Origin of the sequence: Salmonella sp. SAL04157, assembly GCF_046551635.1 — a bacterium.
GTDB lineage: Bacteria > Pseudomonadota > Gammaproteobacteria > Enterobacterales > Enterobacteriaceae > Salmonella > Salmonella enterica.
The window spans coordinates 370,277-385,254 of record NZ_JBGDVS010000003.1 but is presented as its reverse complement, the minus strand read 5'-3'; the positions used below and the strand labels follow the sequence as shown (position 1 = coordinate 385,254).

17 protein-coding genes and 1 riboswitch are annotated in these 14,978 nt (G+C 54.3%); of the genes, 15 read left to right on the top strand and 2 right to left on the bottom strand.

Annotated features, from left to right (window positions below; genetic code table 11):
• Positions 1-8: 8 nt before the first annotated feature.
• Complete coding sequence (gene pduB, locus ACLJRE_RS08850) at positions 9-821, bottom strand: propanediol utilization microcompartment protein PduB (RefSeq protein WP_000097500.1); 813 nt, start codon at positions 819-821, stop codon at positions 9-11.
• Complete coding sequence (gene pduA / locus ACLJRE_RS08845) at positions 818-1,102, bottom strand: propanediol utilization microcompartment protein PduA (protein ID WP_001183618.1); 285 nt, start codon at positions 1,100-1,102, stop codon at positions 818-820. Before pduA ends, pduB begins: the two co-directional genes overlap by 4 nt.
• A 524-nt stretch (positions 1,103-1,626) precedes the next feature.
• Here pduA and pduF point away from each other — a divergent pair.
• The 15 genes from pduF to cbiM all read left to right on the top strand — a co-directional run bounded on the left by pduF (position 1,627) and on the right by cbiM (position 14,978).
• Positions 1,627-2,421 carry a propanediol diffusion facilitator PduF gene (gene pduF / locus ACLJRE_RS08840; protein WP_001000023.1) on the top strand — a complete coding sequence of 265 codons (795 nt, stop codon included), beginning with the start codon at positions 1,627-1,629 and terminating at the stop codon, positions 2,419-2,421.
• 216 nt (positions 2,422-2,637) lie between these two features.
• Complete coding sequence (gene pocR, locus ACLJRE_RS08835; RefSeq protein WP_023212526.1) at positions 2,638-3,549, top strand: transcriptional regulator PocR; 912 nt, start codon at positions 2,638-2,640, stop codon at positions 3,547-3,549.
• A 325-nt stretch (positions 3,550-3,874) separates the two neighbouring features.
• A riboswitch (cobalamin riboswitch) is annotated at positions 3,875-4,050 on the top strand.
• 96 nt (positions 4,051-4,146) lie between these two features.
• Positions 4,147-5,526: a cobyrinate a,c-diamide synthase gene (locus ACLJRE_RS08830; RefSeq protein ID WP_000741260.1), complete on the top strand. Its 1,380-nt coding sequence runs from the start codon at positions 4,147-4,149 to the stop codon at positions 5,524-5,526.
• Positions 5,523-6,482 (top strand): adenosylcobinamide-phosphate synthase CbiB, encoded by a 960-nt coding sequence (gene cbiB / locus ACLJRE_RS08825; RefSeq protein WP_023197391.1) that lies wholly within the window; start codon positions 5,523-5,525, stop codon positions 6,480-6,482. The genes ACLJRE_RS08830 and cbiB overlap by 4 nt, the downstream gene beginning before the upstream one ends.
• A gap of 10 nt (positions 6,483-6,492) precedes the next feature.
• Positions 6,493-7,125, top strand: coding sequence for a cobalt-precorrin-8 methylmutase (locus tag ACLJRE_RS08820; RefSeq protein WP_001629724.1), 633 nt, complete (start codon positions 6,493-6,495; stop codon positions 7,123-7,125).
• The gene (gene cbiD / locus ACLJRE_RS08815) at positions 7,125-8,264 is read left to right on the top strand and encodes a cobalt-precorrin-5B (C(1))-methyltransferase CbiD (RefSeq protein ID WP_023197390.1); all 1,140 of its coding nucleotides are present in this window, start codon (positions 7,125-7,127) and stop codon (positions 8,262-8,264) included. The genes ACLJRE_RS08820 and cbiD overlap by 1 nt, the downstream gene beginning before the upstream one ends.
• The gene (locus tag ACLJRE_RS08810; protein ID WP_000958829.1) at positions 8,258-8,863 is read left to right on the top strand and encodes a cobalt-precorrin-7 (C(5))-methyltransferase; all 606 of its coding nucleotides are present in this window, start codon (positions 8,258-8,260) and stop codon (positions 8,861-8,863) included. The genes cbiD and ACLJRE_RS08810 overlap by 7 nt, the downstream gene beginning before the upstream one ends.
• Positions 8,853-9,431 carry a decarboxylating cobalt-precorrin-6B (C(15))-methyltransferase gene (locus ACLJRE_RS08805; RefSeq protein ID WP_000650985.1) on the top strand — a complete coding sequence of 193 codons (579 nt, stop codon included), beginning with the start codon at positions 8,853-8,855 and terminating at the stop codon, positions 9,429-9,431. Before ACLJRE_RS08810 ends, ACLJRE_RS08805 begins: the two co-directional genes overlap by 11 nt.
• A complete protein-coding gene (locus tag ACLJRE_RS08800) occupies positions 9,415-10,188 on the top strand; it encodes a cobalt-precorrin-4 methyltransferase (RefSeq protein WP_000004875.1) in 774 nt (257 codons plus the stop codon). The genes ACLJRE_RS08805 and ACLJRE_RS08800 overlap by 17 nt, the downstream gene beginning before the upstream one ends.
• Positions 10,169-11,224: a cobalt-precorrin 5A hydrolase gene (cbiG, locus tag ACLJRE_RS08795; RefSeq protein ID WP_001098922.1), complete on the top strand. Its 1,056-nt coding sequence runs from the start codon at positions 10,169-10,171 to the stop codon at positions 11,222-11,224. The genes ACLJRE_RS08800 and cbiG overlap by 20 nt, the downstream gene beginning before the upstream one ends.
• The gene (locus ACLJRE_RS08790) at positions 11,224-11,949 is read left to right on the top strand and encodes a precorrin-3B C(17)-methyltransferase (protein ID WP_000953643.1); all 726 of its coding nucleotides are present in this window, start codon (positions 11,224-11,226) and stop codon (positions 11,947-11,949) included. The genes cbiG and ACLJRE_RS08790 overlap by 1 nt, the downstream gene beginning before the upstream one ends.
• Complete coding sequence (locus ACLJRE_RS08785; protein WP_023197388.1) at positions 11,946-12,737, top strand: cobalt-precorrin-6A reductase; 792 nt, start codon at positions 11,946-11,948, stop codon at positions 12,735-12,737. The genes ACLJRE_RS08790 and ACLJRE_RS08785 overlap by 4 nt, the downstream gene beginning before the upstream one ends.
• A gap of 2 nt (positions 12,738-12,739) precedes the next feature.
• The gene (gene cbiK, locus ACLJRE_RS08780) at positions 12,740-13,534 is read left to right on the top strand and encodes a sirohydrochlorin cobaltochelatase (protein WP_023212525.1); all 795 of its coding nucleotides are present in this window, start codon (positions 12,740-12,742) and stop codon (positions 13,532-13,534) included.
• Complete coding sequence (locus ACLJRE_RS08775; RefSeq protein ID WP_023212524.1) at positions 13,531-14,244, top strand: cobalt-factor II C(20)-methyltransferase; 714 nt, start codon at positions 13,531-13,533, stop codon at positions 14,242-14,244. Before cbiK ends, ACLJRE_RS08775 begins: the two co-directional genes overlap by 4 nt.
• Positions 14,241-14,978, top strand: a complete 738-nt coding sequence (gene cbiM, locus ACLJRE_RS08770; RefSeq protein WP_000764336.1) for a cobalt ECF transporter S component CbiM — start codon at positions 14,241-14,243, stop codon at positions 14,976-14,978. The genes ACLJRE_RS08775 and cbiM overlap by 4 nt, the downstream gene beginning before the upstream one ends.

The window sequence follows — 14,978 nt, the reverse complement described above, 5'->3', positions numbered from 1 at the left end:
CGTGGGTATCAGATGTAGGACGGGCGATCGTTTTTCGGTTCAGAACCGAGGGTCGCAAGGACGGTTTTGCCGATTTCGCGGGCGGAGGTCACCGCCTGACGGACCGCGCCGGAGTCGCCGGAAATCACCAGAATGGCTTCGTTACTAAAGCTGGTGCCGTGCGCCGGAGAGCTGTACGCCACGACTTCAACGTTGGCTGACTTCAGGGCGGTATCGGCCATCAGTACGCCGACGGAAGCCGGAGCGCCGACAATGACGCCGCAGGCACGGCCAATCGGCGCGCCGAACGCTTTTTCCAGCGCGTAGCTGGCGCGAGCGGTGTACTGCAGCTCGATATGCCCGGCTTCGTTGCCGTAAACATCACCGAAGGTGCGGTCCAGCTCTTTCAGCGCGACTTCGATACCGCGCTTGACGTCGGATACATCGTTACCGCCTAAAATAATCAGCGAACCGTGGCCCGCTCCGCCTTTGGTATCGCGCGGCAGCTCAATGCTGACCACTTCGGTGTTGGTGGCTTTCACCGCTTCGTCCGCCGCCATAATGTGCGGGCCTGCGCCGGTGCGGGCGCCGAGAATGCCGATGGAACGATAGCGCTTCTCAAGTTTCATCGCGTCCAGCAGGGCGGTATCGACGTTGGCGATAACCAGGCCCAGGGTATCGCCAATGGCGGTCCCGACAAATTCCGTTAAACTGCAGCTTTTTTCTGCCATAGCCGTCTCTCGTATAGGTTGGGGTTGACCAGGGATGGCCTGTTGTTCCGGCGTTGCCACACGGGCAATCACCTGCGCCATGATCTGTTCCACCAGCTCATTGCTGCTCATTGGCTAATTCCCTTCGGTAAGATTTTTTCTACATCGGTGTGAGGGCGTGGGATGACGTGTACGGCTTTCACTTCACCCACGTTGCGTGCGGCTGCGGCACCTGCATCGGTGGCCGCTTTGACCGCGCCAACATCGCCGCGCACGATGACGGTTACCAGCCCGGAGCCAATCTTTTCATAGCCCACTAACATCACATTGGCTGACTTAACCATTGCATCAGCGGCCTCTATGGCTGCGGTTAAGCCTTTGGTTTCTACCATTCCTAGTGCTTCTTGTTGCATAAAGACCTCGCATGGAGTGTTCCGATAGTGGGGACTATAAGAAGATGCGAGGAAAAAGAATGGCTGACTTGCTATTGAACATCAGAAAATAATGGGAAAGCAATATGATTAAATTGCCTTTTATTTTTATAACTTATTGATAAATTACATTTAATTTATTATTGTCTATATGATTATTTTGTTTTTATTATTTCATTTTTACATTTTTGTTAGTGACGAGAGTATTTTTATTTGATATGGCGAAAGACGCAAAATGTGATGCTTATTCGAAATTGATAAGTTGGCTTGTGCAATATTTTATTATTTCCACAGGCGTATTTTATAGCTCAAATTTCCCGTGTGATGGGCTGATAAAAATATCGGAAAAGCAAAATTTTGCTATCGCAACACGATTTTTCCGGGAGACAGGTCCGCAGGTTGCCAACAATTTACAGGCGGCACTTTTTATAGTGAGGTTAGCTGTACTCTACTGCCAGCCGAAACTTGCGCTGGCCAGGACACGAACTTTGCTCAGAAGGTGTCACATGAATGATTCTCTAAAGGCGCAATGTGGTGCGGAATTTTTAGGCACCGGACTCTTTTTGTTTTTTGGTATCGGTTGTTTGAGTGCGCTCAAAGTCGCAGGCGCCAGCCTCGGATTATGGGAGATTTGCATTATTTGGGGGCTTGGAATTTCACTGGCCGTTTACCTTACGGCCGGAATCTCCGGCGGACATCTTAACCCTGCGGTGACGATTGCGCTGTGGCTGTTTGCCTGCTTTCCCAAACAGAAAGTATTGCCTTATATTATTGCCCAGTTTGCCGGCGCTTTTGGCGGCGCTCTGCTGGCGTATGTGCTTTATAGTAGCCTTTTTACTGAATTTGAGACTGCGCATCATATGGTGCGCGGTAGCGTCGAAAGTTTGCAATTAGCCAGCATTTTCAGTACCTATCCGGCCGCAGCGCTAAATGTATGGCAGGCTGCGTTGGTGGAAGTGGTCATTACGTCGATTCTGATGGGCATGATCATGGCATTGACGGATGATGGCAATGGCATTCCTAAAGGGCCGCTTGCGCCTTTGCTTATTGGGATATTGGTTGCCGTTATCGGCGCGTCTACTGGACCCCTTACCGGTTTTGCAATGAACCCGGCGCGTGATTTCGGTCCCAAACTGTTCACATGGTTAGCGGGGTGGGGGAACATGGCGATGAGCGGTGGGCGAGAGATCCCTTATTTTATCGTGCCGATTGTCGCGCCTGTTATCGGCGCCTGTGCCGGAGCAGCCATATATCGCTATTTTATTGGTAAGAATTTACCTTGTAACCGCTGTGAACTGTAAGAAAATGCGAACCAGATTCACAGCAATGATGTATCGTAAAAACAGGTGAGATAATTTCGTGATCTGCTTTCACGAACTGATCAAAACGTCTCCCAGCAATGGGAGACTTTTGATATTGTCATTGTACTTTTTATCAGGGCCAGGATAATGCTAATAAAAAGTGAATGTAAATAATGTGTTTTGTTTATAACAATAAATTAACTGAGGGGTTTTATCATGATTTCTGCGAGCGCTCTGAACTCAGAACTCATTAATAAAATCGCACAGGATTTTGCACAAGCCACCGGTCTGGCGGTTGTGGTTGTCAATATTCATGGTGATGAAATATCTGAGCTATTCAATTTCACGCCGTTTTGTCAGTTGATGCGGCAGCATCCCCAGCATAGTACACGTTGTCGTATGAGCGATCGCTGCGGGGGACTGGAGGCATCGAAGTCCGATCAACCCTGTATTTATCGTTGTCATGCCGGTCTAACGGATTTTTCTATTCCGCTGGTAATCGCAGGGCATTTAGTTGGCTTTGTTTTATGCGGGCAGGTTCGTTTAAGTAATGACGTGGAGCTGGTAAACATTCTTAATGTCGACGATCGCTGGCAGACTGACCCTGAGCTCTTGAATGAATTTCGGAATGTGCCAGAGATGGACTATTCACGCGTTATCGCTTCTGCCGATCTCCTTAAACTGATTGTTGAGAATTGCCTGAAAAAACAGCTCAATTTCGTGGTTATCAAAGACAATCCGCAGCAATCGGAGGCAAATAAAGCCGCTCGTGGTCCCACTCCGCATGACAGTAAAATGAAAAAAGCGCTTCGCTATATTGATGCGCATTTGTCCGACGATCTTCGTCTTGAGGATGTCGCCTCACATGTCTATCTCAGCCCCTATTACTTCAGTAAGCTATTCAAGAAATATCAGGGAATCGGATTTAATGCGTGGGTGAACCGCCAGAGAATGGTTAGCGCCAGAGAATTGCTTTGCCATAGTGACTGGAGTATTGCCAGTATTGCGCGTAATTTAGGCTTTTCGCAAACCAGCTATTTTTGTAAAGTCTTCCGCCAGACCTATCAGGTTACGCCGCAGGCTTATCGCCAGCAGATAAATGAGAATTCTCATCCTCCATCGTTATGAATAGCAATATTTTGCTATTGCCGATTTTTGATAGTGTTTTGTATCTTAATCATTTCAGAAAGAAAATTTATCTGGTGTAACAATAAATTGTCATAGCGCAACAAAATAATAAAATTTAGGGCATAAACTGCACCAGTTTTTATTTTTGTGATGAAGTACAGTGTCAGGAAAGATAAGTTTTATTACGCTTTGTCGATACGTTTTATCGTCAATATACCGGTAAGGATGAGTAGATTAACGTCAGATGAGCAACCGCTCAGGTTATTGCTCACAGAAATGTAAAACGTAGCACATTATTAATTGCCGTTATGGGTGTGCCGTACAGCCATAACGTAAACCAACAGGTTTGCCACATTTGTGGTAGGGAAGGGGGTGAAAATCCCCCGCAGCCCCCGCTGCTGTGATGCTGACGACCCCGTAAAGACCACTGATCGCAAGATTGGGAAGGACGGGCGAGGAGGACGCTAAGCCAGAAGACCTGCCTGTCGGTGATAACCAACAACTTCGGTGGGAAGTGGGTTGCGAAGACGCGTACAGTCGAAAGACTGAACATGCGCGTACCTGTATACCCCTACCACCCTGAACAGGATCAGGGTAATGGCGGCAAGGCATCACGCATTTATTCTTGCAGGCACAGGAAGCGGTTGCGGCAAAACCACGGTGACGCTTGGTTTGTTGAGGCTGCTGCAAAAACGCGCGCTGCGCGTACAGCCGTTTAAAGTTGGGCCAGATTACCTTGATACCGGCTGGCATACCGCTATCTGTGGCGTGGCGTCCCGTAATCTTGACAGTTTCATGCTTCCTCCTCCTGTTCTCAACGCCTTATTTTGCGAACAAATGCGGCAGGCGGATATCGCCGTCATTGAAGGGGTCATGGGGCTGTATGACGGCTATGGCGTCGACCCCAATTATTGCAGCACAGCCGCAATGGCGAAACAGCTTGGTTGCCCGGTCATCCTACTGGTGGACGGCAAGGCTGTTTCAACGTCGCTTGCGGCTACCGTTATGGGATTTCAGCACTTCGACCCGACCCTCAACCTCGCGGGCGTGATTGTGAATCGCGTCACTAGCGACGCCCACTATCAGCTCCTCAAAAATGCCATTGAACATTATTGCTCACTGCCGGTACTGGGGTATGTCCCTCCTTGCGACGGCGTCGCATTACCTGAACGCCACCTGGGGTTGATTACCGCCAGAGAATCCCTCGTCAATCAGCAATCATGGCATGATTTTGCCGCCACGCTGGAACAAACAGTGGATGTGGATGCGTTACTCTCGCTGAGCGTGTTATCAGCGCTTCCGGCGGGAATGTGGCCTGAACGCCCCGATAACACAGCGGGGGCAGGGCTGACGCTTGCTCTGGCGGATGATGAAGCCTTTAACTTTTATTACCCCGATAACATCGATTTGCTGGAGCGTGCCGGCGTTAACATTGTGCGTTTTAGCCCACTGCATGACCGCGTATTGCCTGATTGTCAGATGATCTGGCTGGGCGGTGGATATCCCGAATTATACGCCGCAGAGCTGGCGGCAAATACGGCGATGTTAAAACATTTGCGGGCGGCGCATCAGCGCGGCGTGGCGATTTACGCGGAGTGTGGCGGTCTGATGTATTTGGGGAGCACTCTGGAGGATAGCGGCGGGGAAATTCATCAGATGGCGAATATTATCCCCGGTCACAGCAAAATGGGTAAGCGACTTACCCGCTTTGGTTACTGTGAGGCGCAGGCTATGCAGCCAACGCTATTGGCGGTGCCTGGTGAGATAGTGCGCGGCCATGAATTTCACTACTCAGATTTTATCCCCGAAACACCCGCCGTTATGGCCTGTCGTAAGGTTCGCGATGGTCGCGTGTTACAGGAATGGACCGGCGGCTGGCAGACAGGCAACACGTTTGCCAGCTATCTGCACGTCCATTTCGCCCAGCGTCCGGAAATGTTGCAGCACTGGCTGGCGGCGGCGAGGCGCATATTATGACGATCCTTGCCTGGTGTATCGCCTGGGTGCTGGATTTTATCATCGGCGACCCTCAACACTGGCCCCATCCGGTACGCTGGATAGGCCGTTTAATCACGTTTGTGCAGCGTATTGTGCGTCGCTATTGTCCCGGCGATAAAGCGCTGCGGATTGGCGGCGTCGTAATGTGGGTTGTGGTTGTCGGGGCGACCTGGGGCGTGGCATGGGGCGTACTGGCGCTGGCGCAGCGGATTCACCCCTGGTTTGGCTGGAGCGTCGAAGTCTGGATGATCTTTACCACGCTGGCCGGACGCTCTCTGGCCCGCGCCGCGCAGGAGGTTGAGCGACCGTTGCGGGAGAACGACCTTGCGGAAAGCCGAATAAAACTCTCCTGGATCGTCGGGCGCGATACGTCGCAACTTCAGCCAGCGCAGATCAATCGCGCCGTGGTGGAAACGGTTGCAGAAAACACCGTTGACGGCATTATCGCGCCGCTCTTTTTCCTCTTTCTCGGCGGCGCGCCGCTGGCGATGGCCTACAAAGCCGTCAATACCCTGGATTCAATGGTGGGCTACAAACATGAAAAATACCGGGCGATTGGTATGGTCAGCGCCCGTATGGACGACGTAGCGAACTATCTTCCTGCTCGACTGAGCTGGCTGTTGCTGGGGATTGCGGCAGGACTATGTCGCCTGAGTGGTTGGCGGGCGCTGCGTATTGGCTGGCGTGACCGTTATAACCACAGTAGCCCAAATTGCGCCTGGTCGGAAGCGTGTGTGGCTGGCGCCTTAGGAATCCAGCTCGGCGGCCCAAATAACTACTTTGGCGAGCGTGTGGACAAGCCCTGGATCGGCGACGCGCAGCGCGATATTTCCGTGGACGATATTTCCCGAACGATTCGATTAATGTGGGTCGCTTCAACCCTGGCGCTGGCGCTGTTTATTGCGGCGCGGTGCGGGTTATCTGGTGTGGCCTGAGGACGACAGTATGCATTATATCCAGCAGCCCCAAACCATTGAGGCCAACAGTTTCACCATTATTAGCGACATTATTCGCGAAACGCGTCCTGATTACCGTTTCGTCAGTCCGCTCCATGAGGCCATTATCAAGCGGGTTATTCATACCACCGCCGATTTCGACTGGCTGGACATTTTGTGGTTCTCTGCCGATGCGCTGGAGCAGCTTTGTGATGCGCTACGTCAACCATGCATTATTTATACCGATACCACGATGGCGCTGTCCGGCATTAATAAAAGATTACTGGCGACGTTTGGCGGCGAGTGTCGCTGTTATATCAGCGATCCGCGCGTGGTGCGCGCCGCAAAAACGCAGGGGATTACCCGTTCAATGGCCGCCGTCGATATCGCTATCGCCGAGGAGGAGAAAAACAAGCTCTTTGTTTTCGGTAATGCGCCGACGGCCCTGTTCCGTTTGCTTGAACATGACGTGACGGTGAGCGGCGTGGTGGGCGTACCGGTAGGCTTTGTCGGCGCGGCGGAGTCCAAAGAGGCGCTCACCCATAGTCATTTTCCCGCGGTTGCCGCGTTAGGGCGTAAAGGCGGCAGTAACGTGGCTGCCGCTATCGTCAATGCGCTGCTCTATCACCTCCGGGAGGCCTGATGGGCGAGCTTTCTTTTGACGCGCCGGTCTGGCGCCACGGTAAAGCGTTACGTAAAGGATATACCACCGGTTCCTGCGCGACGGCGGCGGCAAAAGTCGCCGCGCTGATGGTATTGCGTCAACATCTGATTCATCAGGTCTCCATCGTCACGCCGTCGGGCGTCACGCTATGCCTGAATGTGGAGTCGCCGCACATTGAAGGCCAGCAGGCGATAGCCGCAATTCGTAAAGATGGCGGCGATGACGTGGATGCCACGCACGGGATGCTGATTTTTGCCCGTGTTACGCTCAACGACAGCGGTGAGATTACGCTCACTGGCGGTGATGGCATTGGTACGGTAACGCGTAAAGGGGTTGGGCTGCCGCTCGGGAGCGCCGCCATCAATCGTACGCCGCGCCATACCATTGAGTCAGCGGTGCGCGAAGCGATAGGCCCGGCGCGTGGGGCCGATGTGGAGATTTTTGCCCCGGAAGGCGAAGCGCGGGCGCAAAAAACATATAACTCGCGGCTTGGCATTCTTGGCGGCATTTCCATTATTGGCACTACCGGCATTGTGACGCCGATGTCGGAAGAAAGCTGGAAACGCTCGCTATCGCTGGAACTGGAGATCAAACGGGCGTCAGGATTAACGCGGGTGATACTCGTGCCGGGCAACCACGGCGAACGGTTTGTTCGCGAACAAATGGGCGTCGACACACAGACGGTCGTCACCATGAGCAATTTTGTCGGCTACATGATTGAAGAGGCGGTACGGCTGGGATTTTGCCAGATAGTGCTGGTGGGGCATCCTGGAAAATTGATCAAAATCGCCGCCGGGATCTTTCATACCCATAGCCATATTGCTGATGCGCGCATGGAAACGCTGGTCGCGCATTTAGCTTTACTGGGCGCGCCGCTGGTGTTACTCACCCTGGTCAGCGATTGCGATACCACCGAAGCGGCAATGGAGCACATTGAAGCATATGGCTTCGGGCATATCTATAACCATCTTGCCAGGCGTATTTGTTTGCGAGTCATGCAGATGCTGCGTTTTACCAAAACGCCGCCTGTCTGCGACGCCATCCTGTTTTCTTTTGATAACCATATTCTCGGCAGTAATCGTCCCGTCGACGAGATTGCTAAGGAGCTGCAATGCTAACGGTCGTGGGAATGGGGCCCGCCGGACAGCATTTGATGACGCCTGCGGCGCTGGAAGCGATAGACCACGCCGATGCGCTGGCAGGCGGTAAACGGCATTTGGCGCAGTTTCCGGCGTTTGGCGGCGAACGATTTACGCTGGGCGCGGATATTGGCGCGTTGTTGTCATGGATTGCCGCCCGTCGGGATAAAGGGATCGTGGTGCTGGCCTCCGGCGATCCGCTGTTTTATGGCATCGGTACACGCCTGGTGGCGCATTTTGGTATCGAACAGGTTCGCATTATCCCTGGCATCAGCGCCGTACAGTATCTGTGCGCACAGGCTGGAATTGATATGAATGACATGTGGTTGACCAGTAGCCACGGTCGTTGCGTCAGCTTCGATCAGTTAGCGAACCATCGCAAAGTGGCGATGGTCACGGATGCCCGCTGCGGGCCGCGAGAAATCGCGCGGGAACTGGTCGCGCGAGGCAAAGGGCATCGCTTAATGGTGATTGGTGAAAATCTGGCGATGGAAAATGAGCGGATCCACTGGCTACCCGTCAGTGCGGTCAACGCCGACTATGAAATGAATGCAGTGGTGATCCTGGATGAAAGATGAGCTTTTTCTGCGCGGCGAGAACGTACCGATGACCAAAGAGGCGGTACGGGCGCTGGCGCTGTCGAAACTTGAGCTCCACCGCGCCAGTCACCTGATTGACGTCGGGGCGGGAACGGGAAGCGTCTCAATTGAAGCGGCGCTGCAGTTTCCTTCGTTGCAGGTGACGGCTATCGAGCGTAATCCTGCCGCGCTACGGCTGCTTGATGAGAATCGTCAGCGCTTTGCCTGCGGCAATATCGATATTCTCCCCGGCGAAGCGCCAATGACCATAACCGGGAAAGCCGATGCGGTGTTTATGGGCGGCAGCGGCGGTCATCTGACGGCGCTGATTGACTGGGCGATGGGCCATCTGCATCCCGGTGGCCGTCTGGTGATGACCTTTATCTTGCAGGAAAACCTTCATAGCGCGCTGGCGCATCTTGCGCACATCGGCGCATGTCGAATGGACTGTGTACAGCTTCAGCTTTCATCGTTAACGCCGCTGGGGGCGGGACACTATTTCAAACCGAACAATCCTGTTTTTGTTATCGCCTGTCAGAAGGAAGAAAACCATGTCAGAGACATTTGATCCACGCTGTGTATGGTTCGTCGGCGCCGGGCCGGGCGATCGCGAGCTGATCACGCTTAAAGGCTACCGCCTGCTGCAACAGGCGCAGGTAGTTATCTATGCCGGTTCGCTGATCAATACCGAACTGCTGGATTACTGCTCCGCGCAGGCAGAACGCTACGACAGCGCCGAACTGCATCTTGAGCAGATTATCGAGCTGATGGCTGCGGGCGTGAAAGCGGGAAAAACGGTGGTGCGGTTGCAAACGGGCGATGTCTCGCTGTACGGCTCCGTGCGTGAGCAAGGCGAAGAGTTAACCCGCCGTGGTATCGACTGGCAGGTAGTGCCTGGCGTCAGCGCGTTTCTCGGCGCTGCGGCGGAGCTGGGTGTGGAATATACCGTACCGGAGGTATCGCAGAGTCTCATTATTACCCGTCTGGAAGGGCGCACGCCAGTACCGGCGCGCGAACAACTGGAGGCGTTCGCCAGTCACCAGACGTCGATGGCGATTTATCTTTCCGTTCAGCGTATTCACCGGGTGGCGGAACGTCTCATTGCCGGCGGTTATCCGGCAACTACGCCTGTCGTGGTCATCTATAAGGCTACCTGGCCGGAAAGCCAGACCGTTCGCGGCACGTTAGCGGATATTAGCGACAAAGTACGTGATGCTGGCATCCGTAAGACGGCGCTAATCCTGGTCGGGAATTTTCTGGGTAAGGAGTATCACTACTCAAGACTCTATGCAGCGGACTTTAGCCATGAATACCGTAAAGCCTGAATCCATTGCGTTGTTTTGCCTGACGCCCGGCGGCGTGGCGCTGGCAAAGAGACTCGCCGCGATGCTGCCGTTAACCTGCTTTACCAGTGAAAAACTGCGGGAAGAGGGATTTATTCCCTTCGATGGCGGATTCGCTAATACCGCCCGGCAGGCTTTTACCACTTATACCGCGCTTATTTTTATTGGCGCGACCGGCATTGCCGTTCGTGTCCTGGCGCCGTTAGTGAACGACAAGTTCAGCGATCCGGCGGTGGTCGTCATTGATGAACGTGGTCAGCATGTCATTAGCCTGCTTTCCGGTCATGCGGGAGGGGCCAATGCCTTGACGCGCTACCTGGCAGGAATGTTAGGCGCCGATCCGGTGATTACCACGGCAACAGATGTCAATGAGATGTCCGCGTTGGACACCTTAGCTTTCCAGCTTAACGCCCGTATGACCGATCTTCGAACGGCGGTAAAAACCGTTAACCAGATGTTGGTCAGTCATCAACGGGTGGGGTTATGGTGGGATGCCGAACTAACGGAAGAGATCGGCCAGTGCGATATTCGCGGTTTTATCCCTGTTGATGATTTGCAGCGGTTGCCTGAGCTGGATGCGCTTATCTGCGTCTCTTTGCGTAATGACCTCCCTGAGCTTCCCGTACTGCACTGGAAACTGGTGCCCCAGCGTGTGGTGGCGGGAATTGGCTGTCGCCGCAATACGCCATTTCCCCTGTTAGCGACATTACTGGCGCGCCAGCTTGAAGCGCAGAAACTCGATCCGCTGGCGTTAAAAGCGATTGGCAGCGTCACGCTCAAAAAAGGGGAGCCGGGGCTTATTCAGCTCGCCTCCTGCTGCCGCGTGCCTTTTAAAACCTTTACCGCCGAAGCGTTGCGCGAATTCGAACACCATTTTCCCGGTTCTGGCTTCGTCAGAAAAACGGTGGGCGTTGGCAGCGTATCCGGCCCGGCTGCGTGGTTATTAAGCCAGGGACAATTGTTAGGCGAGACCCTGCGAGAACAGGGCGTCACTATTACTTTAGGAGTTGCACACTGATGTTGAGCGTAATTGGTATTGGCCCCGGTTCGCAGGCAATGATGACGATGGAGGCGATTGAGGCGCTTCAAGCGGCGGAAATCGTCGTGGGCTACAAAACCTATACCCATCTGGTTAAAGCATTTACCGGCGATAAACAGGTGATCAAGACCGGCATGTGTAAGGAAATTGAACGCTGCCAGGCGGCTATTGAACTGGCGCAGGCCGGGCATAACGTAGCGCTCATCAGCAGTGGCGACGCCGGTATTTACGGCATGGCGGGACTGGTGCTGGAGCTGGTGAGCAAGCAGAAGCTGGATGTAGAGGTTCGCCTTATTCCGGGGATGACCGCCAGTATCGCAGCCGCCTCGCTGCTGGGTGCGCCGCTGATGCACGACTTCTGTCATATCAGCCTCAGCGACCTGCTGACGCCGTGGCCGGTGATTGAAAAACGCATCGTTGCCGCCGGAGAGGCAGACTTTGTTATCTGTTTTTACAACCCGCGTAGCCGCGGGCGCGAAGGGCATCTGGCGCGCGCGTTTGACCTGCTTGCCGCCAGTAAAAGCGCGCAAACGCCGGTTGGCGTGGTGAAATCCGCCGGACGTAAGAAAGAGGAAAAATGGCTGACTACGCTCGGCGATATGGATTTTGAACCGGTAGATATGACCAGTCTGGTCATCGTCGGTAATAAAACGACCTATGTTCAGGATGGGCTGATGATAACGCCGCGAGGTTACACGCTGTGAATGAGGGGGATGTGCTGGTGGTGGGCGGCACCAGCGATGCGCGCGCGTTATGCCGACAACTGGATGCAGCGAACGTCGCATACACCTTATCCGTGGCGACGCCAGCCGGAAAAGCGCTGGCTGGCGACATTAAAGGACAGGTGCGCTGTGGTCGTCTGGAGTACGGGCAGATGGTCGCCTGGCTAAAAGAAAAACGTACTCGCTGGGTAATAGATGCATCGCATCCTTATGCAGAAATGGTTAGCCATAACCTCCTTCGCGCCTGTGAAATGGCAGGCGTGTTGTTAAGTCGTTATCAGCGTCCGGAGCAGCTTAGCAATCTGACGCATCCGCTTCTCTATACGGCGCGCAGTATTGCCGATGCCTGCGAGATAGCGAGGCGTTTTGGTCCGCGCGTGTTACTGACGACCGGCAGTAAAGATCTGGCCGTCTGGCGTGCCGGACTGGCGGAAAAAACGTTGCTGGCGCGTGTACTGCCCGTGGCGGAGGTGATTCAACGCTGCAGCGAACTGGGGTTCGGCGTTGGAGAAATTTTCGCACTGTGTGGGCCGTTCAGCGCTGATTTTAACGCCGCGTTTTACCACCAGTGCCGGGCCGACGTGGTCATTACCAAAGCGTCCGGCGCGGAGGGGGGATATCAGGAAAAAGTTCAGCCCTGTCTGGATGCGGGCATTCCCTGCATCGTTATTGCGCGCCCGACGCCGCTTGTGACGGGTGATGAGTTACTGGAAGGCCAGGCCGCCTTTGCGCAGCGTTTATCGCGCTGGCTGGCCGCAGCTAAGGAGTAAAAATGAAAAAAGCGCTTCTGGTGGTCAGTTTTGGCACCAGCTATCACGACACCTGTGAAAAAAACATTGTGGCGTGCGAACGTGATCTGGCGGCGTCCTGTCCCGATCGCGACCTGTTTCGCGCCTTCACTTCCGGAATGATCATTCGCAAGCTTCGCCAGCGTGACGGTATCGACATCGATACGCCATTACAGGCTTTGCAAAAGCTTGCCGCACAGGGATATCAGGACGTGGCGATTCAGTCGTTGCACATTATTAACGGCGACGAATATGAAAAAATTGTCCGTGAAGTACAACTCTTGCGTCCGTTATTCACTCGCCTGACGCTGGGCGTGCCGCTGCTGAGCAGCCATAACGATTATGTGCAGCTAATGCAGGCGTTGCGACAACAGATGCCATCGCTCAGACAAACGGAGAAAGTCGTTTTTATGGGCCACGGCGCCAGCCATCACGCATTCGCAGCTTATGCCTGCCTCGATCATATGATGACCGCGCAGCGCTTTCCGGCGCGCGTCGGCGCCGTAGAAAGCTACCCGGAGGTCAACATCCTGATCGACAGCCTGCGTGACGAAGGCGTCACCGGCGTACATTTGATGCCATTAATGCTGGTAGCGGGCGATCACGCCATTAATGATATGGCTTCAGACGACGGCGACTCATGGAAAATGCGCTTTAACGCGGCGGGCATTCCGGCGACGCCGTGGCTGAGCGGGCTGGGAGAAAACCCGGCTATCCGGGCGATGTTTGTCGCGCATTTGCACCAGGCGCTGAACATGGCGGTAGAGGAGGCGGCATGAACGGTAAATTATACGCATTAAGTACCGGGCCAGGCGCACCCGACCTGATAACCGTCCGCGCAGCGCGGATTCTTGGCTCGCTGGACATTCTGTATGCGCCCGCCGGTCGTAAGGGAGGCGATAGTCTGGCGCTGTCGATTGTGCGCGACTATCTCGGCGAGCACACGAAAGTACGTTGTTGCCATTTCCCTATGAGCGCTGACGGCGCCGAGAAAGAAGCGGTCTGGAACGAGGTTGCCGCCGCGCTTACCGCAGAGGTGGAAGCGGGTAAACAGGTCGGTTTTATTACCCTGGGCGATGCGATGCTATTCAGTACCTGGATTTTTTTACTCCAGCGAATCGGCTGCCCGGAGTGGCTGGAGATTGTCCCCGGCGTCACGTCCTTCGCCGCGATAGCCGCCCGCGCGAAAATGCCGCTTGCCATAGAACGGCAATCGCTGGCGGTTATTTCTTGTACCGCGCCGGAAGCGGAAATAGCCCAGGCGCTACAACAGCATGATAGCCTGGTGTTGATGAAAGTGTATGGCCGATTCGCCCGTATTAAAGCGTTGCTGGCGCAGGCTGGCCTGCTGGAGTGCGCCTTAATGATGTCCGAGGCCACGCTGCCCGGCGAGCAGTGCTGGCGCCATCTCCACGAGGTCAACGATGATCGACCGTTGCCCTATTTTTCGACCATTCTGGTCAATAAACAGTGGGAGTATGCAGAATGAAACTTGAACAGCAGCTTAGACAGTTGTCTTTCAGTGGACTGGCTGCAGCGCTATTGCTGATGGTTGTCCCGCAACAGGCGTTTGCGATGCATATCATGGAGGGCTTTTTACCGCCAGTGTGGGCGCTGGCCTGGTGGTTACTGTTTTTACCCTGCTTGTGGTATGGGCTGGTGCGCTTACGGCGTATTGTGCAGGAGGATAATCATCAGAAGGTACTGCTGGCGCTGTGCGGCGCGTTTATTTTTGTCCTGTCCGCGCTCAAAATTCCGTCGGTAACGGGGAGTTGTTCACATCCGACCGGCGTTGGTCTGGCGGTTATCTTGTTCGGGCCCGGGGTGGTGGCGATTCTCGGCGCGGTTGTGCTGTTGTTTCAGGCGCTATTGCTGGCGCACGGCGGCCTGACGACGCTTGGCGCAAATGGAATGTCGATGGCGGTGATTGGCCCGGTTGTCGGTTATCTGGTGTGGAAAATGGCCTGCCGTGCCGGACTGCGCCGCGATGTCGCCGTTTTTCTGTGTGCGATGCTGGCGGATTTGGCGACCTATTTTGTGACTTCAGTCCAGCTTGGCGTTGCGTTTCCCGATCCCCATGCCGGAGCGACAGGGTCTGTTGTGAAGTTTATGGGGATTTTCTGCCTCACACAGATTCCTGTCGCCATTGCCGAAGGTTTATTAACCGTCATGATTTATGACCAGTTAACCAAACGGCAAGTGATTACCGTACAAGGACATTAA